This is a genomic window from Micromonospora zingiberis, assembly GCF_004331455.1.
Lineage (GTDB): Bacteria > Actinomycetota > Actinomycetes > Mycobacteriales > Micromonosporaceae > Micromonospora > Micromonospora zingiberis.
In genome coordinates, this window is the sequence record NZ_SJJR01000020.1 from 85990 (window position 1) to 111196 (window position 25207).

Consider the following 25207-nt stretch of genomic DNA (forward strand, 5'->3'; position numbering starts at 1 on the left):
CCGACCGGCTCACCGGGTCGGCCCCGAAGTGGCCAACCCCGCATCCGGCACCCCGGCACCCGCTGGCGCAGCACCGGCCGGCTGACCCGCAGACGCCGGGGTGGGACCAGAGGGCGGGTCGGCGGGTCGGCTGCGTTCGGAGCGGACGGCTCGGCGTACCGGCGCGATGAAGACGGCCACCGCCAGGAGTCCGGCCACCCCGCAGCCGACGATCAGTGGACGCGGCTCGGTCACCTCCAGCAGGAGGCCGCCGAGGAGGTAGCCGACCATCGACGCGCCCTGTACGGCGGCGCCCATGGCGGCGAAGGCCCGTCCACGGGCGGCCTCGGGCACCCGCCGGGCCAGCACCACGTTGTTGAACACGTTGTCGCCGCCGTTGAAAACGCCGCCGAGCAGCCAGATCGGCACCAGCAGCAGCGCTGACGGCACGGTCACCGAGAGCAGCACCATCAGGCAGCAGCCGGCCAGCAGGAACAGCCCGCACTGGACCAGGGCGGCGTCGTCGGTGAAGCGCCGTACCAGCCGGGCGAAGATCCAGGCGCCGCAGAGCACACCGAGGGTCCATGCCCCGGTCACCAGGCCGTAGACGGTGGCGGACGCACCGAGTGTTTCGCGTACGTAGAAGACCTCCACGACGTTGATCGCCCCGACGGCCGCGATCACGCCGGCGAGGGTGGCCACCATCGCGACCAGCAGCGGGTCCTGCCGAAGCCGCCAACTCGCGGTCGGGGTCTGACCGGTCGCGGTCGTCGCCGGCCGCTGCCCACCTCGGCGGGTACGGATCAGCAGCCCGGCGAGCACCAGCGCGAGGTAGCTCCCGGCACCGATGAGCAGTGGTACCCGGGTGCCGAAGCCGCCCACCAGCAGACCGGCCAGCGCCGGTCCGGCGAGCACGCCGAGCAGGCCGGCGGTCTGGTTGAGTGCCGTGGCCCGGGGCAGGTCGGTGGGGCGCACCATCGCGGGCACCAGGGCGGCCAGCACCGGCTGGGTGACCGCCAGGCCGGTGGCCAGCAGTGCCATCAGGCCGATCACCAGCAGCGTGTGTCCGGCGTACGCGAGCGCGAGGCAGACCGCCGACTGCGCCAGGCCGGCCGCGATCAGCAGCTTGCGACTGTCCACCCGATCGGCGAGCCGCCCGGTCAGTGGGGCGAGCACCACCAGCGGGACGCTGGCCGCCAGCAGTACGCCGGCGACGGCGGTGCCACCGGCCCCGGTCGACTGGAACGTCAGGGTCAGCGTGGTGGCCGCGAGGAAGTCACCGCAGGTGGCGATGCCCCGGGCGGCGGTGGCGAGGGTTACGTCCGACCAGCGCGATCGGTCAGATGTGAAGGACATACTTCGAAAATAATGCTTCACATCTGATGATCACAAGTCCGAATCAGTCCAGTGGCAACGCCTTGTACTGGATGGCAACCCGGCGTGCGCCCGGCGGCGGATTGGTCCGGGTACGCCTGCGGTACGGCCGCAGCAACGCCAGTACCGCCTGGTTCAGCTCCGCCAACTCGTCGGCACTGAGCAGCAGCAGGGACTCGTTCATCAACGCGTTCTGGTACCACGCTTCCGGCTCGTCCGGCGCCCGGCGCAACCAGTCGCGGCTCTGCTCCACCTCCCGGGCGAGGAACACCTCCAGCAGGGTCTGCTCCGCCTCCCGGACGGACGGGTCGGCGCTTCGGCCGGCGTCGATCGTCCAGGACTGCACCGTGCTGCGCCACAGCCGCTCCCGGGCGTCCCCCCGACTCGGCGCCTGCTCCACCAGGCCGAACCGGGCCAGCGCCCGCAGGTGGTAGCTGGTCGCGCTCGGGGACAGGTGCACCACTTCGGCGCACTCGGTCGCGGTGACCGCCCCCTCGGTCGACGCGAGATGTTCCATGATCGCGAGCCGGGCCGGGTGGGCGAGCGCCCGCAGCGTCTGCGGATCGCTGATCGTCACCCGGGGCGGCTCGGGTTGCGCCTCCGTCATGCCCCCCATGATTCCCGCTGGCGGCCAAAACCGGTTGCTGCCGATCCAGCGGGGAGTAGGCTTTCCGTTCCGCCTGACGGCCGCGGTGGGTAGCACCGGAGCGGACGTCCCCGCGCCGGCCAACCAGTCGGAAACGCGAGCGGCAGCCTTCTTCCCGTGTCAAGGAGTACGTGGATGAGCCTGCACGCCCAACACCTCCCGCATTCCCCACAGCACCGCCGGTCGAGCCTCGACGACGAACTGGCCGCCGAGCGGGCACACCTGTCCGACTCCCGAGCGGCGTTGGCCCGGATGCGAGAGCGCGCCGAGGCACTCTTCGCCACCGGCGACAAGGTCGCTGGGGACGCGTACACCGCCGAACAGCTCGGGCGACACCTCGCCCGGCGGGTGGCCGAACTCGCCGACGACCCGCGCACCCCGCTCTTCTTCGGCCGACTCGACTTCGGCCACGCCGACGCCGACCACGCCGGACGGCGGTACCACGTCGGCCGCCGGCACGTCACCGACGAGCAGGGCGAACCGCTGGTGCTGGACTGGCGGGCCCCGGTGTCCCGGTCGTTCTACCGGGCCAGCGCCCGCGACCCGCAGGGGCTGGCCGTACGACGCCGGTTCGGCTTCGACAACGGGGGGCTGACCAGTTTCGAGGACGAGCACCTCGACCGGGGTGAGGAACTCGGCACGGCCAGCCGGATCCTGACCGCCGAGATCGAGCGCCCCCGAGTGGGGCCGATGCGCGACATCGTCGCCACCATCCAGCCCGAACAGGACGAGTTGGTCCGCGCCGACCTGGCCGACTCGATCTGCGTGCAGGGCGCTCCGGGCACCGGGAAGACCGCGGTCGGGCTGCACCGGGCCGCGTACCTGCTCTATCTGCACCGGGAACGGCTGCGCCGGTCGAAGGTGCTGGTCGTGGGCCCGAACCGGGCCTTCCTGGCGTACATCGCGGCGGTGTTGCCCGCCCTCGGCGAGGTGGAGGTCGAGCAGGCGGTCGTCGAGGACCTGGTCGACCGGGTGGCGGTGCGGGCGGTGGATCCGCCGGCGGTGGCCGTGATCAAGCACGACGCGCGGATGGCCGAGGTACTGCGTCGGGCGATCGAGGCGTACGTCGGCGAGCCGACCGAGCCGATCGTCGTCTCCGACGGCTCGTTCCGCTGGCGGATCGGGTTGGAGCCGCTGCATCGGCTGGTCCACGAGACCCGGGCCGAGCAGCTGCCGTACGCCCTCGGCCGGGAACGGGTCCGCGCCCGGGTGGTCGGGTTGCTGCAACGGCAGGCCGAGGCCCGGCGGGCGGAGTCGCCGAGCGAGGCGTGGCTGCGCCGGATGGGCCGGGTGCAGCCGGTGGCGGCCTTCCTGGACACGGTCTGGCCGGCGTTGACCCCGGACGGGCTGGTGCACGCGCTGCTCGCCGATCCCGACCGGCTCGCCGCCGCGGCCGACGGCCTGCTCACCCCCGCCGAGCAGGCCCTGCTGACCGGCCGGGACAGCGCCCCGGGGGCCGGATCCGGCACGAAGCTGGGGCGTACGCCGAAGGCGACCCGGTGGAGCGCCGCCGACGCCGTCCTGATCGACGAGGCGGCCGGGCTGATCGAGCGGCCGGGCGGCTACGGGCACGTGGTGGTGGACGAGGCGCAGGATCTCTCCGCGATGCAGTGCCGGGTGATCGCCCGGCGCAGCGAACACGGCTCGCTCACCCTCCTCGGCGACCTGGCCCAGGCGACCGCGCCGTGGGCCGCCACCGACTGGCGGGTGACGCTGCGTCACCTCGGTAAACCGGACGCGACGGTGGTGCCGTTGACGGTCGGCTTCCGGGTGCCCGCGGACGTGCTCGCCTTCGCCAACCGGCTGCTGCCGGCGCTCGCCGTGGACGTACCGCCGGCAGAGTCGCTGCGCCGCGACGGCGTGCTGGAGGTGCGTACCGTGACCGATCTTTCCGGGGCGACGGTGGCCGAGGTGGGCGCGGCGCTCGCCCACGAGGGGTCGGTCGCGGTGATCGCCGCCGACGACGCGGTGCAGCGGCTGCGCGCGGCGCTGACGGCGGCCGGGATCGAGACCGCGACCGCCGACGAGCCGGGATCCGGCCCGCGCGTCACGGTGGTGCCCGCCACCGCCGTCAAGGGCCTGGAGTACGACCACGTCATCGTCGTCGAACCGGCCGACATCGTGGCGGCCGAGCCACGCGGACTACACCGGCTGTACGTGGTGCTCACCCGAGCCGTCTCCCGGCTGTCGGTGCTGCACAGTGCGCCGTTGCCGGCACCCCTCGACTGACCCGCGTCCGGCTTGCCACCGTTTGGTAGACCAGTAGGCCGACAAGCACGTGGAAGGAGACGCCTCGTGACCCTTGCCCGCGCCGAACGGGTCAGCCGCCGGTACGGCGACGTCCTCGCCCTCGACCAGGTCGACGTCGAGGTGCGGGCCGGCGAGCTGGTCGGCCTGCTGGGGCCCAACGGTGCCGGCAAGAGCACCCTGATCAGCCTGCTGGTCGGGCTACGCCGGCCCACCTCCGGCCGGGTGGAACTCGGCGGCGGCGATCCGCGTGATCCGGCGAGCCGGCGGCAGATCGGGGTGACCCCGCAGGAGACCGGGTTGCCCGGCACGCTGCGGGTCGGCGAGGTGGTGGATTTCGTCTCGGCCCACTACCCGGATCCGGTTCCGCGCGGCGAGTTGCTCGACCGGTTCGGCCTCGGTGAGCTGGCCCGCCGGCAGTGCGGTGGGCTCTCCGGTGGGCAGAAGCGCCGGCTCGCGGTGGCGCTGGCCTTCGTCGGTCGTCCCCGACTGGTGGTGCTGGACGAACCGACGACCGGGCTGGACGTGGAGGCCCGACACACCCTGTGGGAGGCCATCCGGGCGTTCCACGCCGACGGCGGCACGGTGCTGCTGAGCAGCCACTACCTGGAGGAGGTGGAGGCGCTGGCGCAGCGGGTGGTGGTGATCGGCCAGGGGCGGGTGCTCGCCGACGACAGCGTCGAGGCGATCCGGGCCGTCGTCGGCGTACGTCGGGTGAGCCTGACCGCCGACGAACTTCCCTCGCTGCCCGGGGTGGTCCGCACCGAGCGGGTCGACGGTCGCATCCACCTGCTCACCGCCGACGCCGACCAGTTGGTACGGGACCTGGTCGCCAGCGGAGTCGGGTTCCGCGACCTGGAGGTACGCCCGACCTCGCTGGAGGAGGCGTTCCTGGCCATCACCGCCACCGACGCCGCGCCAGTCGCCGCCTGAGGGGATCTCGAAGTGCAACTTGCCCTGGTACACGCGCGTTACCAGCTGTTGGAGACGGCCCGCGTTCCGGTCGCGATCTTCGGTAGTGCGTTCTTCCCGGCCGCCGCGATGCTCTTCTTCGTGGTGCCGTTCGCCGGCAGGGACCCGGTGGGGGCCACCTTCGCCACTGGCGCCATGGTCACCTTCTCGGTGATGAGCGCCAACATCTTCCAGTACGGCGTGGGCGTCGCCGAGGATCGTGACCAGCCCTGGAACCCGTACACCCGGACGTTGCCGGCCGGGCCGGCGCCACGCTTCGCCGGCCGGATCCTGGCCGGGCTGGCCATCACCTACCTCTCGCTGATCCCGGTCGTGGTGATCGCGGCGACCCTGACCAGGGCCCGGATCGAACCGGCGGCGTTCCTGCTGGCACTGGCCACGGTGGCCGTCATCTCGGTGCCGTTCACGCTGATGGGGTTGGCCATCGGGTACGCGCTGCCGAGCAAGGCGGCGATCGTGGTGGCGCAACTCGTCTTCTTCCCGCTCGCCTTCGGTGGTGGCCTGCTCTCCGCCCCCGGCCAGGCGCCCGGTTTCATCGAGGCGATCGCGCCGTACCTGCCCACCCGGGGCGCGGTGGAGCTGATGTGGGCGGCGGTCGGCGACTACTCGGTGAGCCCGCTCTCGCTGGTCATGCTCGGTGTCTGGGTGGTGGTGCTGGCCACGCTGGCCGGGTGGGCGTACCGCCGTGACGAGGGTCGCCGGTTCAGCTGACGTTCCTCCGGTTTTCGGCCCGGATCGCGGTCCGGCGGTGCCACGATGCCGGTGAGAGTGGCCGGGTGGCGGCCACTGCCGGGGTCGAGAGGGGTAGCGGTGGCAAGCGTCCCGTCGGGCACGCCGTGCTGGGCCGACCTGGCCACGCCAGGGCTCGACCGGGCGCGGCGCTTCTACCCGGAGTTGTTCGGTTGGACCGGCCGGGTGGATCCCGAGCCCGAGGCGGGCGGTTACACGATCTTCCAGCTCGACGGCCGGGCCGTCGCCGGCGTGGGGCCGCCGGCCGTACCGGACCAGGTGCCGATCTGGTCGACGTACGTCGCCACCGACGACGCCGACCTGGTCACCGGGCGGGTGGAACGCGCGGGCGGGCAGGTGATCGTACCGCCGTTCGAGGTCTTCGACCGGGGTCGGATGGCGGTCTTCAGCGACCCGGCCGGTGCGGCGTTCAGCGTCTGGCAGCCGATGACGTTCGCCGGCGCCGAGGTCTTCGACGTACCTGGCGCGATGAGCTGGACGGAGTTGGTCACGCCCGACCCTGACGGCGCGCGGGTCTTCTACGAGCTGGTCTTCGGCTGGCAGCCCGAGGAGGAGCCGATGGGGCAGGCCGCCTACACCGGATGGCGGCTCGGCGACCGGATGGTGGCCGGCATGATGCCTCCGCTCGGCGAGGAGTTCCCCGCCGACTCCCCCGCCTACTGGACCCTCTACTTCTCGGTGGCGGACGCGGACGCCACCGCTGCCCGCGCCGCCGAACTGGGCGGCACCATCCTCGTCCCGCCCCGCGACATTCCCGCCGGCCGCATCACCGCCCTCCGCGACCCCGACGGCGCCCTCTTCTCCCTCATCGCCCTCACCCCCTGACCTCGCCGATCTTGCACTCCTGGTCGCCTTTATGCCCCATATCACACCTTTAGCGGCGACAGCAAGTGCAAGATCGCGGGGGTGGTCAGGGGTGGTGGGGGCGGGTGGGGAGGACGAAGGGGCCGTGTGGGCCGGGGATGACCTTTACGTGAGCGCGGTAGTGGTGGGACAGGAGATCCTCGGTCAGGACCTCGTGGGGGGTGCCGGTGGCGGCGACGCGGCCCTCGGCGAGCAGCACCATGCGGTCGGCGTACTCACCGGCGATCGAGAGGTCGTGCATGGTGGCCAGCACGGTCAGCCCTTCGGTACGACGCAACTGGTCGACGAGTTCCAGCACCTCCTGCTGGTGACCGATGTCCAGCGCGCTGGTGGGCTCGTCGAGCAGCAACAGGGTCGCGCCCTGGGCCAACGCCCGTGCCAGGAAGACCCGCTGGCGTTCCCCACCGGAGAGGGTGGACAACTCGCGGCCCCGGAAGCCGGCGAGGTCCAGCCGATCCAGCACCTCCTGCACGACGGCGAGGTCGGCCGCAGACTCCCGGCCCAACGGCGGGATGTACGGGTTCCGGCCGAGCAGCACGTAGTCGAGCACCGTCATGCCCGGCGGTACGACCGGGGACTGGGCCACCGTGGCGACCACCCGAGCCCGGTCCCGGCGGCGCAGGGTGCCCAGTGGCGTACCGAAGAGACGGACCGCGTCCGGTGCCGCCGGCAGCAGGCCACCGACGGCGCGTAGCAGGGTGGACTTGCCGGCACCGTTCGGACCGATCACGGTGACCCACTCACCGGAGCGCACCGTGAGGTCGATGCCGGTGAGAATGGGCACCCCGTCCAGCCTGACCTGAAGGTCACGCACCTCCACCGCCGGCACCTCGTCAGCGGGCGACGCAGCCGGCACCCCGACGGCGGGCAGGTCGGCGGCGGGCAGGTCGGCGGCGGGCAGGTCGGGGCGGGTCATGTCAGCACCCGCCGGGCGGTGCGCAGCACCAGGACGAAGAACGGGCCGCCGAGCAGCGCGGTGACCACCCCGATCGGGATCTCCTGTGGGGCGGCGGCGGTCCGTGCCACCACGTCGGTCAGGGCCAGGAAGGCGCCGCCGAACAGCAACGACAGTGGAAGGATGACCCGATAGCTCGACCCGGCGAGCATCCGTACGGTGTGCGGCACGATGATGCCGACGAAGCCGATCAGGCCGGAGGCGGAGACTGCGGCGGCGGTGCCCAGTGAGGCGGCGGCGATCAGCAGGTACCGCGACCGTTGCGGGTGCAGGCCGAGGCTGGCTGCCTCGTCGTCACCCACCGAGAGCACGTCGAGTTCCCGCCGGTGCAGCAGCACGACCAGGCTGGTGATCAGGAAGTACGGCAGGACCAGCCGGACGTCCTGCCAGCCGGCGGTGGCGAGTCGCCCGAGCAGCCAGGAGTAGACGGCCTGGATGCTCTCCGCGTGCCGTTGCAGCAGGTACGTCTGCCCGGCGGCAAGGAAGGCGGAGACGGCGACCCCGGCCAGGATCAGGGTGGCCGGGGAGCGGCTGCGCCCACCGGCGGCACCGAGCAGGTACGTCATGATCACCGCGCCGAGCGAGCCGACGAAGGCGGCCAGCGGGATGGTGGCCGGCAGCCCGGTCAACGCGCCGCCCGCCCCGACCCCGCCGACGGTGAGTACGACGGTGACCGCCAGTCCGGCCCCGGCGGCGACACCGAGCAGGTACGGGTCGGCCAGCGGGTTGCGGAACACCCCCTGGTAGGCGCCGCCGGCCAGGGCGAGCAGCCCGCCGACCAGCAGACCCAGCACCACCCGGGGCAGTCGGAGTTCGGTGACGATGGCGACTTCCCGCTCGGCCAGTCCACTGTCCAGCCGTACTCCGGGGAGCAGGTTGAGCAGTTCGATCGCGACGCTGCCCGGCGGCAGACTGACCGGACCGAGCGAGACGCCGGCCACGACCGCGACCAGCACGGCGAACACGCCGGCAGCGAGCCAGCGCTTGCGCAGTCCGGCCGGCCGGGGTGCGGCATCCACCCCGGCCGACGCGAAGGAAGGGCCCCTTCTTAACGCCTGGTGCATATGAAGGGTCCCCTGTTAACGACTGCCACCCGTCACTTGTTGGTGGCGTCCACGATGGCGCGGAGCAGGTCCACCACTCGCGGACCCCAGCGGGACGCGACGTCGTCGTCGAGTTCCACGATCTGGTCGTTGCGGACCGCGTTGATGCCCGACCAGCCGCTGCGCGCCTTGACCGTCGCGGCACTCTGCTGGCAGCACTTGACGTCGGAGAGGAAGACGAAGTCCGGGTTGGCCTGGACGATGACCTCCTGGGAGAGCTGCGGGTAACCACCGCTCTTACCGTCGGCGTCGGCCGCGTCGGCGATGTTCTCCAGCCCGGCGAGGGCGTAGATCGAGCCGATGAAGGTCTTGCTGGTGGCGGTGTACAGCTCCGGGCCAAGCTCGTGGAAGTAGGTGGGCGCCTGGACCCGCTGCGGCACCTCGGCGGAGATCTTCGCGATGTCGTCCTTCATCCGCTGCACCACGTCCGCCCCCGCCGTGGCGTTGCCGGTGAGCAGGCCAAGCTCGGTGATCTGCCGGTACGAGTCGTCGAGCGTCTGCGCCGCCGGGGTCAGGTAGACCGGGATCTTCAGCGCGGCGAGCTGGTCGACGATCTTGTTGCGGTCGTCGCTGAGCACCACCAGGTCGGGGTTCTTCGCGGCGATCGCCTCGGCGTTGGGCTGGTAGCCGGAGAGGTCCGTCTTGGGCGCGTCAGCCGGGTAGTTGGACTGGTCGTCGACGGCGGTGACCTGCGGGCCGGCGCCGACCGCGTAGAGCATCTCGGTGGCCGAGGCGGAGAGCGAGACGATCTTCTCGGGACGCTGTTCCAACGTCAGCGAGCCGACGGTGACGGGGAAGGCGGCGGTGGTCGGGCTGCCGCTGGGGGCGGGTGTCTCGCTGGTCTTCTCGGCGCAGGCGCCGAGGGTGAGCGCGGCCAGCGCGAGGGTGGCGGCGAGCAACCGGGGGGTACGTCTGGACATCGGTCCTCCTGTCGGTCGAGGAGTGCGGTGCTTCGCCGACAGGGAGCCTGGGCACCCGTCCGCGAGGCGCCCTTCCTCGAGAGCGCGGATCGCGACCCGCGCACAGGCGACCTGGCTCGTCCCCCAAGTGGGGGCATCACAGTTGCGGGACAGCGCCGGTTTCACACCGGCTTCGCTGCGGCGGGTCGCTAAGACGGTAGCGCACGCCCTGCGTTGCGCCTGGCGAGCCGGGGGATGGACCGCATCGGGCGACTGGCTGCCGGCCGCCACGAGGCGGGTCGGGCGGCGGCCGCTCAACTGGTTTGTCCCCGTTCGTTCCTGAGACGGGGCCCCGCGCGAGGGGGTGTGGCGGGGCCCCGTCGGTTCAGGAGGCGGTGATGGTGACGTTGTCCACAGCCGCTTCGACCAGGCTCGCGGTCGAGAGATCCGCGGCCTCCACCAGGATCCGGATCGACTGTCCGGCGTACGGGGTGAGGTTGAGGTTCGAGAACGTCCAGGCGCCGTTGCGGTTGCTTGCCGCCCCGGCCTGGGTGAGCAGTGCCGTGGTGCCGCCGTTGTGCACCACGCTGACCCGGAAGTAGTCCGCCGAGGACGAGTTCGAGCCGTGGGCCAGATACCAGGCCAGCGACAGCGTCAACGTGCCGCTGGACGGCAGGGTGATCGCCGGGGAGCGAGCGCTGGTCACGCCGCCGTCGACGTCGTAGTCACCCGCCGCGGTACCGGCGAGCCGGCCGGTCACCAGGTCGTTGCTGCCGGCGTACGGGACGAGTTGCTTGGCCCCACTGGAGTTGGTGGCCTGGGCGGCACCCCGCTCCCACTGGCCCGACGTCGCGGCGTCGGTGCCGTTGGGGTTGGTCGTCCAGCCGGTCGCGGTCTCGAAGGTGTCCGACCAGACCGTGGTCCCGCTGCCACCGCCGCAGTACTGCGCCTGCTTGCCGATCGCCCGGTACGGGCAGTCGGCGTACTCGGTGAGGATGAGCACCGCCTCGCGGTTGCGCGAGGTCTGCGCCGGGATCACCTCGTCGGGCGGGTAGAAGCCGCCGCCGGAGGCCGAGCCCGGATACAGCTCGAAGGTGTACGCCCAGATGCCGTGCGTCGCCCACATCCAGTCGATGCTGCTGCCGTCGGTGATGTACAGGTCACTGGACTGCTGTGGGGTGAAGCCGTTGGTCGCGGCCATCTGCCGGCCGAGTGTGGCGAAGGTGTTGTACTGGTCGGCCGTCATGCCGGGCGCGGTGTCGTTGTAGGTGTAGCCGAACGGCCAGAGCACCAGCTCGGAGTAGGTGTGGAAGTCGATGTTGGCCTTGATCTGCTGGACCCCGCCGACCACCCGGCTGTTGACGAAGTTGCGCAGCGCCTGCGTCTCCGGTGCGGAGAAGGCCGACGGACCCCGGTAGGTGTCCGAGGAGGTCGAGCCGGACGAGCCGCCGCAGCAGCCGAAGTTGAAGCTCCAGTTGCGGTTCAGGTCGGTGCCGACGTACGACGATCCGCTGTTGGGTTGGCGGTTCTTGCGCCACGACCGGTAGGAGCCCGTGGCGATGTCGTACTCGCTGCCGTCCGGGTTGACCGACGGCACGATCCAGATCTCCCGGTTGTTGACCAGGTTGGTGATCCTGGAATCCGCGCCGTAGCTGTCGGTGAAGAGGTTGAGCAGGTAGATCGCCATCTCGACGGTCAGGTGCTCACGGGCGTGCTGTTGGGCGTTGAACAGGATCTCCGGCTCGTTCTCGTCGACGCCGACGTTGTCGGAGATCTTCACCGCCACCAGGTCCCGGCCCTCGTACGAGGTCCCGATGCTGATCTTTCTGGCGATCGACGGGTGGTCCGCGACGACCTGGTTGACCACGGCGATCATCTCGGCGTAGTCGTGGTAGTTCGCGTCGGCCGGTGGGAAGGCGAGGGTGCCGACGTCCGGATCGGTGTGGGCCACCCCGTGGCCACGGTCGGTCGGTGCGGCGGCGACGGGTTCCAACTTGAACCCGAGCCGGGTGATGGCGGCGGCCTCGGCGCGCGTGGCCGAGACGTGCAGCACCCCGTGTTCGGAGTAGTCGAGCGAGGCACCGGTACCGGCAACCGCGGTGCGGTCGGCCAGTGTCTTCGGCCCGAGCACCCGGTAGGGGGCGGCAGCCGGCTGCTCGTCCCGGTCGGGTGCGGGCCGCGCGGATACCGGTGGTGCCGAGAGGGCGAGGCCGAGCCCGGCGGCGACGATGAGTGCCAGTGCCCGGCGGACAGGGATGGTACGGAAGGCCATGGACAACCTCCTGGAGGCGCGGGGGTTTCCCGCTCGGTAGCGGCCAGCCCACCACCGGTCACATGGTCATATCAATATCGATCGTTGTTTTGCTCATCCCAGCCTGATCCTCACGCCGGCAACATGTTTCCGCCGGCCGGTACCCGACGAAGCCGGGCGCCAGATCAGGCCGACGGACCGCGCCCCGGGTCGGCTGATCCCGGCTGGTCCGTGGAGGACGCGGCGCCCCCGCCGGCCTCGGCGTCCTGGTCGTCACCGGCCAGGGCGGAGCGCAGCCGATCCTTCTCGGTACGGCGCCGCTCGGCGCTGGCAGCCATCTCCTCGGCCATCTCGTCACGCCAGCCCTTGAGCAGGAAGAAGGACAGGGCAGCGGAGAAAAGCAGCGCCAGGATCAGCTTCAGGAAGATGTCCAGGTCGACCGGCCACAGGGCCGCCACCACGACCACGAACAGGCCGATCCGGCCAAGCGTGTACTTGACCGCCGCACTCACGTTCATCCACTCCGATCGCTCACGTCGCCATTTGCGTTCCGGCCGGCCCTCGGTCCGGCCCCTGACCTGCCCGCCCCGGGTCAACTCGTCCGGCTGACCAGCCAGCGGACGCCGGGGAACCAGACCAGCGCGTACACCACGGTGAACGTCGCTGCGGCCAGCCCGCCGGACACCAGCGGCGGCAGACCGGTCGCGACTCCCGCCACCAGCAGTCCGGACACCACCGCGACCGCGACGGCCACCAGCCCGGCCACCACCCGGGGGGCACCGAACTCCCAGGCCCGGAAGTCCTCCCAGAACAGCCAGGCGGGCAGGATCACCGCCAGCCAACCGTTGGCCTGCCCGAAGTCACCGGCACCCAGCCAGGCGAAGGCCCCGTCGAAGAGCACCAGCACCAGCAGCCCGAGGACCGCGCCGGCCAGCGCGACGCCGAGCAGGTCGCCGAGGGTCTGGATGCGTCCGTCGGCGTCCCGTCGAGGAAAGGTGCTCTGCTGCTCACTCATCTCCCTGACGAGGGTACGCGAGCCCGGCCGACCCGCTCACGCTGGCCGGCAGCGCCGGCCAGCGCCAGGACGGGGCTCAGCCGATCTCCCGTCGGCGGGCGACCAGCCGCAGCAGGATGCCGCCGACGACCAGGGCCACGCCGACGAGCAGCAGGGCCGTGAGCGCGACTCCGGTGCGCGGCAATCCACCAGCGGGCGGGGACGCCGACGGGCTCGGCGGCACACCCGTTCCGCTCGGGCGCGGGGTCGGGGTCGAGGTCGGGGTCGAGGTCGGGGTGACGTCGGGACGCGGGGCGATCGACACCCGGATCGAGATGGTGCCCCACCCGGCGGTCGGCGCAGGCGTCGCGGCCACCGCGCTGGCCGGCTGCGCCGCCGAGGCCGACGGCGTCGCGGCAACGGCCAGCACCAGCAACGCGACCAGCACGCCTCCGGCCGCCCGTCGGCGAACGTCCTCGACCAACACCCGCCCCCTCCACCGTACGGACCGTCACCAGCCCCCGTCGATGTTGGGGATCGGGTCGGTGACCAGCGTGAACGGGCCCACGTGGCCGGTCAAGCCCTCGCGGACACGGGTGCCACGCAGGTCATGACTAACCAACGGTTCGGCCGGTCGGTCCGGGCGGTCCGGGCGTAGCCACCCTCGATCAACGGCCGGGCGAGGGCGCTGAACGGCCGATCAGGCGGACCTGACCGCACCTGGACGATGCGGCCGGGGCAGGCGTCGCCCCGGCCGGATCGGCGGCGTCAGGTCAGGCCCAGACCTGCTGCGGCTCGGCGCGGCGCTCGGCCAGCGTCGGCGCGGCGTCGTACTCGCGGACCACCTCGTAGCGGGTGTTGCGCTCGACCGGGCGGAAGCCGGCGTCCCAGATCAGGTGCAGCAGGTCGTCCCGGTGCATGGTGTTCGGCGTGCCGTACGAGTCGGCGTCGTGGGTGATCTTGTATTCCACGACGGAGCCGTCCAGGTCGTCGACGCCGAAGTTGAGCGAGAGCTGGGCCACCGAGAGCCCGTGCATCACCCAGAAGCACTTGACGTGCGGGACGTTGTCGAACAGCAGCCGGGAGACGGCAAAGGTCTTGAGCGACTCGGCCGGTGAGGCCATCGTGGTCTGCGCCTGGATTCGGTTACGGATCTTGCCGTCCGCCGAGTCCACGAAGTCGTGCTGGTAGCGCAGTGGGATGAAGACCTGGAAGCCGCCGGTCTCGTCCTGCAACTCGCGCAGCCGCAGCACGTGGTCGACCCGGTGCCGGGGCTCCTCGATGTGCCCGTAGAGCATGGTCGACGGCGTCTTCATGCCCTTGCTGTGGGCCAGTCGGTGGATGCGCGACCAGTCCTCCCAGTGACAGGCGTGGTCGACGATGTGCTGCCGGATCTCCCAGTCGAAGATCTCCGCGCCGCCGCCGGTCAGCGACTCCAGGCCGGCGTCCATCAGCTCGTCCAGGATCTGGTCGGCGCTCAGCCCGCTGATCTTCTCGAACCACTGCACCTCGGTGGCGGTGAACGCCTTGAGGTTGACCTTCGGCAGCGCCGCCTTCAGCTCCCGCAGCACCTTCGGGTAGTAGCGCCAGGGCAGGGTCGGGTGCAGGCCGTTGACGATGTGCAGCTCGGTGAGCTGCTCGTCCTCCATCTCCTTGGCCTTGCGGACCGCCTCGTCGATGCGCATCGTGTACGCGTCCTTCTCACCCGGCTTGCGCTGGAACGAGCAGTACGCGCAGCTCGCGCTGCACACGTTGGTCAGGTTGAGGTGCCGGTTGACGTTGAACATGACCCGCTCACCGTTGAGTTCGGTGCGCTTGTGATGGGCGAGCCGGCCCAGCCAGGTCAGGTCGTCGCTGGCGTAGAGGGCGATCCCGTCCTCCCGGGTCAGTCGCTCCCCCGCGTACACCTTCGCTTCGAGCTCACGCTTGAGTCCGGCGTCCATCGAAAGCCCCGTCCCCTCCCACTGCGGTCGCGACCTGAGCCCGGTCGCACTCCAGAGCCTACGTCGGGCGCCGTGGCAGCTCACACCGTGGTCTGCCGGCCGACGACTCTCAGCCTCCTGTTACCCGCCCAGACATCGACACCACTGGGCCCGGTGAGGTAAGACAGGGTGGGGCACGACACACCCTGGTAGCGTCCCGATCCGCCGCGTCCCCACCACGGCGCGGTGCAGCAGCACCCCCGGACGAGGAGCGCAATGGTCGACAGCGGGCACGGGCGACGGCAGCGACGACGGAACCCGGTGGTCTCGCCGGTGCTACGGCCGATGCTCTGGTCCGCACTGCTCAGCGCCGTCGCCAGTACGGTCCTCGCCGCCCCGGCGTACGCCGAGCCGGGCGTGCCGGTCACGGTGCCCGACACCGGTTCCCGCCCGGTGGTCACCGGTCCGCTGCAACTGCCCGGCGGCGCTCCGGCCAACCCCACGCCCGGGGTGATTCCCCCGCCGACCTCGCCCGGTGCCAGCGCCCTTGAGCTGCAAATCAACGCCACCGAGGCACGGATCGGGGAACTGGGCACCCAACTCCTCGAACTTGAGCAGCAGCGCACCGAGGCCGAGACCCAGCTCCTGAGCGCCGAGCGCGATCTGGAGTTCGCCCGGGCCGCGCTCCAGCAGGCGCAGCAGCGCGCCGACGAGGCCGCCGCCCAGGCGATCAAGGTGGACGCGGCGCTGCCGCCCATCGACTTCGCTTCCGACCTGCGTGACCTGGACCTGCTCCGGCGAGCCAACCGGGGTGAGCGGGCCGAGCACGCCACCGCACCGGCGGCCGGCGAACTGACCCGTGCCCAGTCCGACGAGCAGGTGGCCACGCAGGCGCACACGGCGGCCGAGTCCCGGCTGCGCGGCGCCCAGGAGCAGTACACCGCCACGCAGAAGGCACTGCGCGACGAAGAGGCCAAGCTGCTCCGGCTGCGCGAGGAGAACGCCACCCAACTGGTCGAACTGGCCCGTCAGCAGGAACGCGCCGAGCAGCAGTTGGGCGCCGACTACGCCGACCAGTCGGCGGCCGGGCTGGTCGCGCATCCGACCGCGCTGGCCGCGCTCGCGTACGCCCGCCGCCAACTGGGCGACCCGTACGTCTGGGGGGCCACCGGTCCGAACTCGTTCGACTGCTCGGGTCTGGTCTGGTCGGCGTACCGGTCGGCGGGCTACTACAAGCTGCCCCGGGTGGCCCGCGACCAGTACTACGCGACCCGGTCGCGCACCGTGTCGCGGTCCGCCCTACTCCCGGGCGACCTGGTCTTCTTTGCCTCCGGCAGCAGTTGGCGGACCATCCACCACATGGGGATGTACGTCGGCGACGGCAAGATGATCCATGCGCCGACCAGCGGTGACGTGGTGAAGATCTCGACGGTCCGCTGGTCCCGGCTCTACGCCGCGACGCGGGTGGTCGGCGCGGTGCCGGCTCCGGCGGTCACGCCCACCCCGACGCCGAAGCCGACGCCCACCCCGAAGCCGACGCCCACTCCGAAGCCGACGCCGACGACGCCCCGGCCGACCCCGGCGCCGACCACACCGAGGCCGACCCCGACGACCACGCCCTCGACGTCACCGACCCCGTCACCCACGCCGTCGCGCACCTCCTCGCCCTCGGCCACGCCACCGGGCAGCACCACACCGACGCCGAGCCCGACCGAGGCGACCTCGCCGGGCACCGACGACAGCGACATCAGCCCGACCACGGCGGCAAGCAGCCTCGCTCCGGAAGAAGAAAGCGTCTCGGCCACGCCGTCCGCCGTCGGCGGCATCTGAACCGGCTGAGTTGCGCCCCACCGATCGACGCCCGGCCGGCACCGTACGGCTGCACTCCGGACACTGTGGGCACTCCGGCTGTGCCACACCGCCGGAATGTGGCACGGTGTCATTCAGGCACTCCCGGGCGTGGTGATGATCCGGGTGCGAGCGTGGCGCGGAGGCGAGGATGAGCGAGCACGTGGTTCCGGCGTTGGCCGACCCTGGATCGGCTCCCGCCGCCTCCGCCACCGAGCCGGCACCGGACGGCGACGTCGCCGCCGGGCCTCGCCACCCGACCGACCCGGCCTCGGCGGTACGCGCGAGCACGGCCAGCCACCCGGCGGTGGGTCGGGCGGGCGTCCCCCGAGTGCCAGGACCGGCGCGGGCCAGCGTCCGGGTGCCGGGAATGAGCCCGGTGAGCGCCGACGAGGCGCAGGCCGCCGGCACCGGCGGTAAGGCCGCCGGGGTCTACCGGTCGACCCCGGTCAACCCGGAGCCGTCCGAGCCTGCCCAGCCGCCCGAGCCGGCGCAGCCGCCAACGCCACCGACGCCCGAGCCGGAACCCGCGCCACCGCCGCCCGCGCCAGTGCCGCCGGTCCCACCGACGCCGACGCCGGCACCTCCGGTGCCCCCGGCACCGACTCCACCCGTCCCGGCACCCACCCCACCCGTGCCGGCACCCACCCCACCCGTGCCGACACCGACCCCACCGGGGCCGACACCGACCCCACCTGCGCCGACGCCGACTCCACCCGTGCCGACGCCGACCCCACCGGGACCGGTGCCCGCGCCGCCGCCCACCCCTCGGCCCTCGCCGCCGCTGCCGGGTCCGCCGACGCCTCCGCCGGGCCCGCCGATCCCGGCACCCCCGCCCCCGCCGGGACCGATGCCCGCGCCGCCGTTCCCGCCCCCTCCCGCTATCTCGACAGCCGCCCCGTCAAGATCGGGTCCGGTGGCGGCCGGGCGCGCCGCCGCAGCGGCACCGGGGACGTCAGGCCTGGACGCCCGGACCCCGGGCGCCGAGCCGGTCGTACCGGCTCCGGCGCTGCCGGTCTGGCCACCACCGACCAGTCCCACCGGACGCCGGGACGAGAGCGCCCCCGCCACGCCCGGAGCCGCGCCCCGGCAGTCCACGCGCCCAGGTCTGCTCCCGGCCTCGGCCGAAACCGGCACGAACCCGCCGGCGGCACCCCCGGCAACGGCCGAGCCACCGGCGCAGCCGGGCCACTGGCGAGGCACCGCCGACGCCCAGGCCGCGCAGCGTCCCGGCGGATCCGACCTGAGCGCGTACTACGCCGGCGGTGCCGGTTCTGCCACGGTTGCCTTCCCCACCGGAGAGCCGGAGAACTCGGGGTCGTTGACCGGGCACATCCTGGCTCAGGGCTGGACGGACACCACCCCCGAACGCTCCAGCACCGCCCGGGTAGTGATCGTGATGGCGGTCGCCCTGGGCCTGCTCGTGGCGGTCAGTGTGCTGGTCGTACTGGTGGCGAACAATGCGCTGAGCGGCCTGACCGGCGGCCTGCTGGAGTGACCGCGGCCAGTGGACCGGTGGGTGAGTCCGCCCACTACCCCCCGCCGACACCGGTGGTGGTACGCCGGCCGCCGTACACTTGTCGGTAATTACTGACCCGGCGTGCTACCGCGCGCCTCTGGGCGTTCTTGCCGAAGATCCGGCGGCGTCGTGCCGCAGCGGGACATCGCAAATGTGCGCCCCGCTCGAAAGGCTTTTGTTGACCACCTCCGCTGACCTCGGCATGCCCCTGTCCGCCCCCGACGTCCACCCGGCCTCGCAGCCGGCCGGCACCGCCAGCTCCGACGATTCGATCAGCTTCGAGACGCTGGGCCTACCCGAGCCGCTGGTTCGGGCGCTCGCCCGGCAGGGCATCACCGCCCCGTTCGAGATCCAGCGCGCCACCGTGCCCGACGCCCTCGCCGGACGGGACGTGCTCGGCCGTGGGCAGACCGGCTCCGGCAAGACCCTCGCCTTCGGGCTGCCGCTGCTGGCCCGGATGGCCGCCGGCGAGCGGGCCCGGCCGTCGCGCCCGCGGGCCCTCATCCTGGTACCCACCCGCGAGTTGGCCATGCAGGTCAACGACGCGCTACTGCCGTTGGGCCGAGCGGTCGGCGTGTTCCTGAAGACCGCCGTGGGCGGGGTGCCCTACGACCGGCAGATCGACGCCCTGCGGCGCGGCGTGGAGGTCATGGTGGCGACGCCCGGCCGGCTCGCCGACCTGATCGAACGCGGCGTCTGCCGGCTCGACGACGTCGAGATCACCGTGCTCGACGAGGCGGACCAGATGGCCGACATGGGCTTCCTGCCCGAGGTCACCGAACTGCTGTCGAAGACGCCAGCGGACGCACAGCGCCTGCTCTTCTCGGCCACTCTGGACGGCGACGTGGACGCGCTGGTGCGGCGGTTCATGACCGACCCGGTCACCCACTCCACCGCGCCGCCGACTGCAGCGGTGTCCACCATGGACCACCACCTGCTGCTCATCCCGCCGCGTGACAAGTTCCCGGTGACCGCGGCGATCGCGGCGCGAGCCGGCCGGACCATCGTCTTCGCCCGCACCCAGCTCGGAGTGGACCGGCTCGTCGCCCAACTCGCGGCGGTCGGCGTCCGAGCCGGTGGGCTGCACGGCGGCAAGACCCAGCGGATGCGTACCCGCACCCTGGCCGAGTTCCGCGAGGGACGGACGAACGTCCTGGTCGCCACCGACGTGGCGGCCCGGGGCATCCACGTCGACGGGGTTTCCCTGGTGCTGCACGTCGACCCGCCGAAGGACCCGAAGGACTACCTGCACCGCGCCGGCCGCACCGCCCGCGCTGGCGAGACCGGTGCGGTGGCGACCCTGGTGCTGCCCAAGCAGCGACGCACCACGCTGGCGATGCTGGAGAAGGCCGGCGTGCAGCCGGCGGAGACGCGGGTACGCGTCGGCGACCCCACGCTGACCGAGCTGACCGGGGCGCGGGAGCCGAGTGGCGTGCCGGTCCGCGACGAGCCGGCGGAACCGCGCCGCGCCAGCCGGCCCGGCGGCCCACGCCGCTTCGGCGACCGGCCCACCACCGAACGCCGCTACGGCGACGAGTCCCGGGAGCGCCGCTACGGCGGCGATGGCCGGGGCGGGGCCCGCTATGGCGAGGGATCCCGTGGCGAAGCCCGGCACGGCGGCGATGGCGGGGGCGGGGCCCGCTATGGCGAGGGTTCCCGTGGGGAACGCCGGCATGGCGGCGAGGCTCACGATGATGGCCGCTACGGCGAGCCGGCCCGAGGCGAGCGTAGCTACGGCGGTCACGGCCGCGGCGAGCGGCGCTACGGCGAGCCGGCGCGCGGCGAACGCCGCAACGGCGACCGGCCCCGTTCGGACGGTCGGGGCCCGCAGGACCGGCCGCGAGAGGACTGGCGCGGACCGGGCGGGCGCCCCCGGGCGCGTACCCACTGACCGACGCCTCCGTCGGTCACCAACATGCTCGAACCCGGATCGAGTGGTCTCGTCGTGATCCTGAGGCCACTCGATCCAGGATCGAACGCAATCGCCAGATGGGGCGGCCGGCCGCGCGCGGGGTGCCCTGGCGTTCGAGCGCAAGGGACTGCCGGGCGGCAGCGGGTGGCGTAACGTCCGGTCCATGCCCGCCTTGCCGAAGTCGCTGCTGTGGACCCGGATCGACACCGCCGGCGCCGAACACGCCCTCGCCGACGACAGCCACGGCCTGGCGGCGCACGGCACCCAAGTGGCCGCCGACCCGATTCCCTACACCTGCCGCTACCAGTTGCTGACGGATCCGCAGTGGGTGAGCGCCCGGCTTGAGGTCGAGGTCGAGGGAGCGGGATGGCGGCGCAGCGTACGCCTGGAACGGGCCGCTGCCCGGTGGCGGGTGACCGCCGCCGAGCAGGGTGACCTGGACGGCGCTCTGGCCGCCGCCGGACGTGCCCCTGCCGGGCTGCCCGGCGTCGAGGATCCGGACCGCCTGGCCGACGCCCTCGACGTGGACCTGGGCGGTTCGCCGCTGTTCAACACGCTGCCGGTGCGCCGGCTCCGGCTGGCCGACCAGCCCGCCGACACCAGCTTCCCGATCAGCGTGGCGTGGGTGCTGGTGCCGAGCCTGACGGTGCTGCCCGCCGAGCAGGTCTACACGGCGTTGGGCCCGAACCGGTTCCGGTACGCCAGCGGCAGCTTCAGCGCCGAGATCGACGTGGACCCGGAGGGCTTCGTCCGGCACTATCCCGGTCTCGCGGACCGCGCCACAGCCCGCTGAACCCGACCGACGGGCCGACCCGCTGGATCGCGAGCCGTGCTGCCGACCCGAGCCCTCCGGCGTCTGCCCGCCGCCGCGTTCAGGCGGGCCAGCAGCCGTCGGCCAGGAAGCGTTCGATCGTGGCCAGGTGGGGGGCCAGGTCGAGACCCTGCGCCGCCACCCACTCGTCGGCGTAGTACGTGTCGGCGTACCGGTCGCCCGCGTCGCAGATCAGGGTGACCACCGAGCCCGTCCGGCCGGCGGCCAGCAGCTCGGCGATCAGCCCGAAGGCGCCCCACAGGTTGGTGCCGGTCGAGCCGCCCACCCGCCGGCCCAGCACCGCCGAGCCGGATCGCATGGCGGCCAGCGAGGCGGCGTCGGGCACCTGCACCATCCGGTCCACCACCGAGGGCAGGAAGGACGCCTCGACGGTGGGGCGGCCGATCCCTTCGATTCGGGAGCCTCGCCGGGTGCGTACCGACCAGTCTGCCGCCTGCCAGGCGGGATAGAACGCGGAGTTCTCCGGGTCGACCACGCAGAGCTTGGTGGGCAGCCGCCGATAGCGGGCGTACCGGCCGATGGTCGCGCTGGTGCCGCCGGTGCCGGCACCGACCACCACCCAGGCGGGCACGGGATGGCGTTCCAGGGCGAGTTGCGCGTAGATCGACTCGGCGATGTTGTTGTTGCCCCGCCAGTCGGTGGCCCGCTCGGCGTAGGTGAACTGGTCCATGAAGTGCCCGCCGGAATCCTCGGCGAGCCAGCGTGCCTCGATGACCACCTGGGCCGGATCCTCGACCAGGTGGCACCGGCCGTCCTGGAACTCGATCTGGGCGATCTTCTCGGGCGAGGTGGAGGCGGGCATCACCGCGATGAAGGGCAGGCCCAGCATCCGGGCGAAGTACGCCTCGGAGACGGCCGTGGAGCCGGACGACGCCTCCACGATGGTGGTGTCCGGCCCGATCCAACCGTTGCAGAGGCCGTAGAGGAACAGCGAGCGGGCCAGGCGATGCTTGAGCGACCCGGTCGGGTGGACCGACTCGTCCTTGAGGTAGAGGTCGATGCCCCACGGCCGGGGCAGCGGAAACGGCAGCAGGTGGGTGTCGGCGGACCGGTTCGCGTCCGCCTCGACGGCGGCGATCGCCTCGGTCACCCACCGCCGGCTCGCCTCGTCACACCGGTCGAGATGAGTCACGTTCGGAAACCTAGCAAGCGGGACCGGGCGGCGGTCAGGAGGACGACGGCCCGACCGGCTGCGGGCGGTTCTCCCACTTGGTCGACAGGGCGATGCTGGTACGGGTGGAGGCCACGCCGGGCGTACGGTTCAGCCGCACGATCAACTGCTCCAGTTCGGCGATGGTGCCCACCCGAGCCTTGAGTAGGAAGGACTCGACGCCGGCCATGAAGTAGCAGGACTCGATCTCGGGCATGGCGCGAAACGCCTCCAGCACGTCGTCGGTGTCCGCGCCGGAGTCCTCCACGATGCTGATCAGGGCGGTGACGCCCAAGCCGACCGTTTCCGGCTCGACCTCGGCCCGGTAGGCCCGGATCACGCCGCCGGATTCCAGCTTGCCGACGCGTTCGTGCACCGCCGGAGCGGAGAGGCCGACCTGACGGGCGAGTTCGGCGTACGACAGGCGGGCGTTGCCGCGCAGCAGGTCCACGAGGGCGAGGTCGATGGCGTCCACGGACTGTAGACCCTAGTCGGCGCCGAGTGACACTCGGACGCCGGCACCCGTAGGACATTACCGAGCGCGACAGTTCCCATACCAAGGGTCCGAGGGGTGGTTGGCCGGTACCATTTACTAACTTCCCACTCAGTGCATTTTTCGCGTTTGGCGGACACGCCAGGTCGCCGGTGCTGTAATTGCCATACGTCCCTCATGACGGCTCTGGGCTCGCACCGGCCGGGGGCAGTGTGTTCAGCCGGGGGCTTCGTCGACGCGAGGAGGGGGCTGTGGACACTGGAGATCGCCTGCTGACACCGGGTGAGGTCGCCGCGCTGTTTCGGGTTGACCCGAAGACCGTGACGCGCTGGGCGGCGGCGGGCCGGATCGGCAGCATCCGGACTCCAGGCGGGCATCGCCGGTTTCGGGAATCCGAGGTGCGGGCCCTGCTTGAAGGGGAGGGCATGCTGGAAGAGGCAGACGAGATGGGCAGACCGCGTAATGCGGGCCCGACCGCCTCGACCGGACCGGGCCCGGCCAACGCCGGCATGTACTGAATGGTGCGGATCGAACGCGGACCGGCTCGTCAGGTCCGGTCCGCGTTCAACTTCCCGACCCACCGGTGGAACAGGGTGTGCGGCACGCCGAGCGCGTCGAGCACCTTGCCCGCCACGAAATCCACCAACTGCGCCGCAGACGCGGCTGCTCCCGCGCCGTAGAAGCCGGGACTCGCCGGCAGCACCACGGCGCCGGCATCGTGCAACGCGATGAGGTGTTCCAGGTGGCTGCGGGTCACCGGCGTCTCGCGCGGCACCACGACCACCGGGCGGCGCTCCTTGAGGTTCACCTCGGCGGCCCGCTGCAACAGGTCCTTCGACAGCCCGATCGCGATGCCGGCGCAGGCCGCCGTGCTCGCGGGCACCACGACCATGCCACGCACCGGGTAGGAACCGCTGCTGGGCCCAGCCGCCAGGTCACCGGCGGGCCAGTGCCGCACGTCCGTGCCGTCAAGGTCGCGGCCGAGCCAGGCGGACAGGTCCTCGGCCCAGTGTGCGTCCCGGAACGGGCGTCCGGTCTCGTCGAGCACGGTCAGCCGGGCGGCCCGGGAGACGATCAGGTCGACCGACTCTCCGGCGTCGAGCAGCCCACGTACGACGGCAGCCGCGTACGGCGTACCGGACGCCCCGGACACCCCGACCACCCATGGTTCACGCATCCCCCAAGCCTGCCTGGTCGCCAGCGCCACCGGTCAGGCACCCCGGGACCCCGTCATCCGATCTTCCGCACAACTGTCGTTACGACACCGATGTCCGGTCGGAACGCGGCGGCCTCCACCACCTGTCATGCTGCCCGAGGCCGAACGCGGTGGGCATGCGGGAGAGGATCCGGGATGACCGACCAGACCCTGCCGGCCCTGCCCGCTGACCGGCGCCCGCCGGCGTTGCGTGCTGATCGAATCCTGCCGGCGCTGCGCGATGCCTGTCCGGTTCCGTCCCGGCAGTCGCCGTACGCCGACGCCACTGCGCGGTGGCTGGTCGGCTGGCTGCCGCAGGCCGGGTTGCCGCTCGACGGGCCGGCACGCCCCCGGCTGACCGACGCCGGCTTCGCCCGTTACGCGGGACGGCTCCACCCGGACGCCACCGAGGCCGACCTGCGCGTACTGTCCGCGCTGTTCACCTGGTTCTTCCTGGTCGACGACGCCTGCGACCGGCCGGGCCGGCTCGACCTGGCCGACATCCGCGGGCTGCGCAACGGCGCGGTGATGCTGTTGCAGGGTGATCACCGGCAGCGCCATGCCGGGCTGCGCGGCCCGCTGCGGCGTCTCCTGGTGAGTGCCTGGCGGGAGCCCCGTCGCCGGATGCCGGCCCGGTGGCGGCTGCGCTTCGCCGACGCGGTCGCCCGGCATCTCGACGGGACGTGGCAGGAGGCGGCGAACAAGTCGAGCGGTCACGCACCCGGCGTCGCCGAGTACGTCGCGCTGCGCCGGGCCACCTCGGCGGCGGACGTCTGCTATCCGCTGGTGGAGTTCGTCACCGGCCGGCCGTTGCCCGACGCGGTCTACCACCACCCGCTGCTGCGCGAACTGCGCGACCTCGGCAACGACCTGCTCTCCTGGTACAACGACCTCGCCTCGCTGGACCGGGACGCGGCCAGCTCCGGCGGGCACAACCTCGTCCTGGCGGTTGCCGCCGAACGCCGGGTGCCGGTGGACGACGCGGTCGAGTTGGTGACCCGCCGCTGGCACGAGTCGATGCGCCGGTTCGTCACCCTGCACGCGGCGGTGCCGTCGTTCGGCCCGGCACTGGACGCCGCCGTCGTCGCTCATCTCGACGGGATAGCTCGCGCCGTGCGCGGCACCATCGACTGGACGTTGGAGAGCGCCCGCTACGCGGGTAAGGAGGGTGCCCTTGTTATTGACCCGAAGGCCAAACATGTGATGGTCAGCCAGCGGCGTAGCGGACCTCTGGCTTGCCGAACAACGCTTTCACGACCTCGGGCTGGTTTTGGCGGCGGCGTAGATGCGCGGCGGCTGCTG

23 protein-coding genes and 1 riboswitch are annotated in these 25207 nt (G+C 72.2%); of the genes, 10 read left to right on the top strand and 13 right to left on the bottom strand.

Going from position 1 to position 25207, the window contains the following annotated elements; all coding sequences use genetic code 11:
- Positions 1-9: 9 nt before the first annotated feature.
- Entirely contained in the window at positions 10-1335 is a 1326-nt protein-coding gene (locus E0H26_RS23600; RefSeq protein WP_131307337.1) for an MFS transporter, read from the bottom strand.
- A 43-nt stretch (positions 1336-1378) separates the two neighbouring features.
- Positions 1379-1960, bottom strand: coding sequence for an ArsR/SmtB family transcription factor (locus E0H26_RS23605; protein ID WP_131307339.1), 582 nt, complete (start codon positions 1958-1960; stop codon positions 1379-1381).
- Between the two features lie 174 nt (positions 1961-2134).
- On the opposite strand from E0H26_RS23605, the gene E0H26_RS23610 reads away from it, so the two are divergent.
- The 4 genes from E0H26_RS23610 to E0H26_RS23625 all read left to right on the top strand — a co-directional run bounded on the left by E0H26_RS23610 (position 2135) and on the right by E0H26_RS23625 (position 6793).
- Positions 2135-4228: a HelD family protein gene (locus tag E0H26_RS23610; protein WP_131307341.1), complete on the top strand. Its 2094-nt coding sequence runs from the start codon at positions 2135-2137 to the stop codon at positions 4226-4228.
- Between the two features lie 66 nt (positions 4229-4294).
- Complete coding sequence (locus E0H26_RS23615) at positions 4295-5179, top strand: ABC transporter ATP-binding protein (RefSeq protein ID WP_131307343.1); 885 nt, start codon at positions 4295-4297, stop codon at positions 5177-5179.
- Between the two features lie 12 nt (positions 5180-5191).
- Positions 5192-5929 carry an ABC transporter permease gene (locus tag E0H26_RS23620; protein ID WP_131307345.1) on the top strand — a complete coding sequence of 246 codons (738 nt, stop codon included), beginning with the start codon at positions 5192-5194 and terminating at the stop codon, positions 5927-5929.
- Between the two features lie 99 nt (positions 5930-6028).
- Entirely contained in the window at positions 6029-6793 is a 765-nt protein-coding gene (locus E0H26_RS23625) for a VOC family protein (protein WP_131307347.1), read from the top strand.
- Between the two features lie 85 nt (positions 6794-6878).
- On the opposite strand, the gene E0H26_RS23630 is transcribed toward E0H26_RS23625, so the two are convergent.
- The 8 genes from E0H26_RS23630 to mqnE form a co-directional block, all read right to left on the bottom strand.
- Entirely contained in the window at positions 6879-7652 is a 774-nt protein-coding gene (locus E0H26_RS23630; RefSeq protein ID WP_206025334.1) for an ABC transporter ATP-binding protein, read from the bottom strand.
- A 92-nt stretch (positions 7653-7744) separates the two neighbouring features.
- Positions 7745-8851, bottom strand: a complete 1107-nt coding sequence (locus tag E0H26_RS23635) for a FecCD family ABC transporter permease (protein ID WP_131307349.1) — start codon at positions 8849-8851, stop codon at positions 7745-7747.
- Positions 8852-8883: 32 nt separating this feature from the next.
- Complete coding sequence (locus E0H26_RS23640; protein WP_131307351.1) at positions 8884-9810, bottom strand: ABC transporter substrate-binding protein; 927 nt, start codon at positions 9808-9810, stop codon at positions 8884-8886.
- A 110-nt stretch (positions 9811-9920) separates the two neighbouring features.
- A riboswitch (cobalamin riboswitch) is annotated at positions 9921-9981 on the bottom strand.
- Between the two features lie 193 nt (positions 9982-10174).
- On the bottom strand, positions 10175-12061 hold the full coding sequence (locus E0H26_RS23645; protein WP_131307353.1) for a M14 family metallopeptidase: 1887 nt from the start codon (positions 12059-12061) through the stop codon (positions 10175-10177).
- A gap of 164 nt (positions 12062-12225) precedes the next feature.
- Complete coding sequence (locus E0H26_RS23650) at positions 12226-12552, bottom strand: DUF4229 domain-containing protein (RefSeq protein WP_131307395.1); 327 nt, start codon at positions 12550-12552, stop codon at positions 12226-12228.
- Between the two features lie 80 nt (positions 12553-12632).
- Positions 12633-13055 (bottom strand): hypothetical protein, encoded by a 423-nt coding sequence (locus E0H26_RS23655; protein ID WP_131307355.1) that lies wholly within the window; start codon positions 13053-13055, stop codon positions 12633-12635.
- Positions 13056-13131: 76 nt separating this feature from the next.
- Positions 13132-13521 (bottom strand): hypothetical protein, encoded by a 390-nt coding sequence (locus tag E0H26_RS23660; protein ID WP_131307357.1) that lies wholly within the window; start codon positions 13519-13521, stop codon positions 13132-13134.
- 286 nt (positions 13522-13807) lie between these two features.
- The gene (mqnE, locus tag E0H26_RS23665; RefSeq protein WP_131307359.1) at positions 13808-14977 is read right to left on the bottom strand and encodes an aminofutalosine synthase MqnE; all 1170 of its coding nucleotides are present in this window, start codon (positions 14975-14977) and stop codon (positions 13808-13810) included.
- A gap of 255 nt (positions 14978-15232) precedes the next feature.
- Here mqnE and E0H26_RS23670 point away from each other — a divergent pair, with 255 nt between their 5' ends.
- The 4 genes from E0H26_RS23670 (at position 15233) to E0H26_RS23685 (ending at position 21028) form a co-directional block, all read left to right on the top strand.
- On the top strand, positions 15233-16786 hold the full coding sequence (locus E0H26_RS23670; RefSeq protein WP_131307361.1) for a C40 family peptidase: 1554 nt from the start codon (positions 15233-15235) through the stop codon (positions 16784-16786).
- 934 nt (positions 16787-17720) lie between these two features.
- The gene (locus E0H26_RS30120; protein ID WP_131307363.1) at positions 17721-18302 is read left to right on the top strand and encodes a hypothetical protein; all 582 of its coding nucleotides are present in this window, start codon (positions 17721-17723) and stop codon (positions 18300-18302) included.
- A 223-nt stretch (positions 18303-18525) separates the two neighbouring features.
- Positions 18526-20214 carry a DEAD/DEAH box helicase gene (locus E0H26_RS23680; protein WP_420812867.1) on the top strand — a complete coding sequence of 563 codons (1689 nt, stop codon included), beginning with the start codon at positions 18526-18528 and terminating at the stop codon, positions 20212-20214.
- A gap of 184 nt (positions 20215-20398) precedes the next feature.
- Positions 20399-21028 carry a putative glycolipid-binding domain-containing protein gene (locus E0H26_RS23685; RefSeq protein ID WP_206025328.1) on the top strand — a complete coding sequence of 210 codons (630 nt, stop codon included), beginning with the start codon at positions 20399-20401 and terminating at the stop codon, positions 21026-21028.
- Positions 21029-21107: 79 nt separating this feature from the next.
- On the opposite strand, the gene cds1 is transcribed toward E0H26_RS23685, so the two are convergent.
- The gene (gene cds1, locus E0H26_RS23690) at positions 21108-22199 is read right to left on the bottom strand and encodes an L-cysteine desulfhydrase Cds1 (RefSeq protein WP_131307367.1); all 1092 of its coding nucleotides are present in this window, start codon (positions 22197-22199) and stop codon (positions 21108-21110) included.
- A gap of 34 nt (positions 22200-22233) precedes the next feature.
- Positions 22234-22692, bottom strand: a complete 459-nt coding sequence (locus tag E0H26_RS23695; protein ID WP_131307369.1) for an Lrp/AsnC family transcriptional regulator — start codon at positions 22690-22692, stop codon at positions 22234-22236.
- A 269-nt stretch (positions 22693-22961) separates the two neighbouring features.
- Between E0H26_RS23695 and E0H26_RS23700 the strand changes: the two genes are divergently transcribed.
- Positions 22962-23228 (top strand): BldC family transcriptional regulator, encoded by a 267-nt coding sequence (locus E0H26_RS23700; RefSeq protein ID WP_119578754.1) that lies wholly within the window; start codon positions 22962-22964, stop codon positions 23226-23228.
- A gap of 29 nt (positions 23229-23257) precedes the next feature.
- On the opposite strand, the gene E0H26_RS23705 is transcribed toward E0H26_RS23700, so the two are convergent.
- Positions 23258-23887, bottom strand: coding sequence for a UbiX family flavin prenyltransferase (locus tag E0H26_RS23705; protein ID WP_131307371.1), 630 nt, complete (start codon positions 23885-23887; stop codon positions 23258-23260).
- Positions 23888-24061: 174 nt separating this feature from the next.
- Here E0H26_RS23705 and E0H26_RS23710 point away from each other — a divergent pair.
- On the top strand, positions 24062-25207 hold a 1146-nt coding region (locus E0H26_RS23710), incomplete at its 3' end, for a terpene synthase family protein (RefSeq protein ID WP_240742332.1).

Excerpts from the sequence above, each read along its gene's own strand:
- E0H26_RS23600 (WP_131307337.1), bottom strand. The coding sequence starts at position 1,335 with ATGTCCTTCACATCTGACCGATCGCGCTGGTCGGACGTAACCCTCGCC.
- E0H26_RS23605 (WP_131307339.1), bottom strand. The coding sequence starts at position 1,960 with ATGACGGAGGCGCAACCCGAGCCGCCCCGGGTGACGATCAGCGATCCG.
- E0H26_RS23610 (WP_131307341.1), top strand. The coding sequence starts at position 2,135 with ATGAGCCTGCACGCCCAACACCTCCCGCATTCCCCACAGCACCGCCGG.
- E0H26_RS23635 (WP_131307349.1), bottom strand. The coding sequence starts at position 8,851 with ATGCACCAGGCGTTAAGAAGGGGCCCTTCCTTCGCGTCGGCCGGGGTG.
- E0H26_RS23640 (WP_131307351.1), bottom strand. The coding sequence starts at position 9,810 with ATGTCCAGACGTACCCCCCGGTTGCTCGCCGCCACCCTCGCGCTGGCC.
- E0H26_RS23645 (WP_131307353.1), bottom strand. The coding sequence starts at position 12,061 with ATGGCCTTCCGTACCATCCCTGTCCGCCGGGCACTGGCACTCATCGTC.
- E0H26_RS23655 (WP_131307355.1), bottom strand. The coding sequence starts at position 13,055 with ATGAGTGAGCAGCAGAGCACCTTTCCTCGACGGGACGCCGACGGACGC.
- mqnE (WP_131307359.1), bottom strand. The coding sequence starts at position 14,977 with ATGGACGCCGGACTCAAGCGTGAGCTCGAAGCGAAGGTGTACGCGGGG.
- E0H26_RS23670 (WP_131307361.1), top strand. The coding sequence starts at position 15,233 with ATGGTCGACAGCGGGCACGGGCGACGGCAGCGACGACGGAACCCGGTG.
- E0H26_RS23680 (WP_420812867.1), top strand. The coding sequence starts at position 18,526 with ATGCCCCTGTCCGCCCCCGACGTCCACCCGGCCTCGCAGCCGGCCGGC.
- E0H26_RS23685 (WP_206025328.1), top strand. The coding sequence starts at position 20,399 with ATGCCCGCCTTGCCGAAGTCGCTGCTGTGGACCCGGATCGACACCGCC.
- E0H26_RS23705 (WP_131307371.1), bottom strand. The coding sequence starts at position 23,887 with ATGCGTGAACCATGGGTGGTCGGGGTGTCCGGGGCGTCCGGTACGCCG.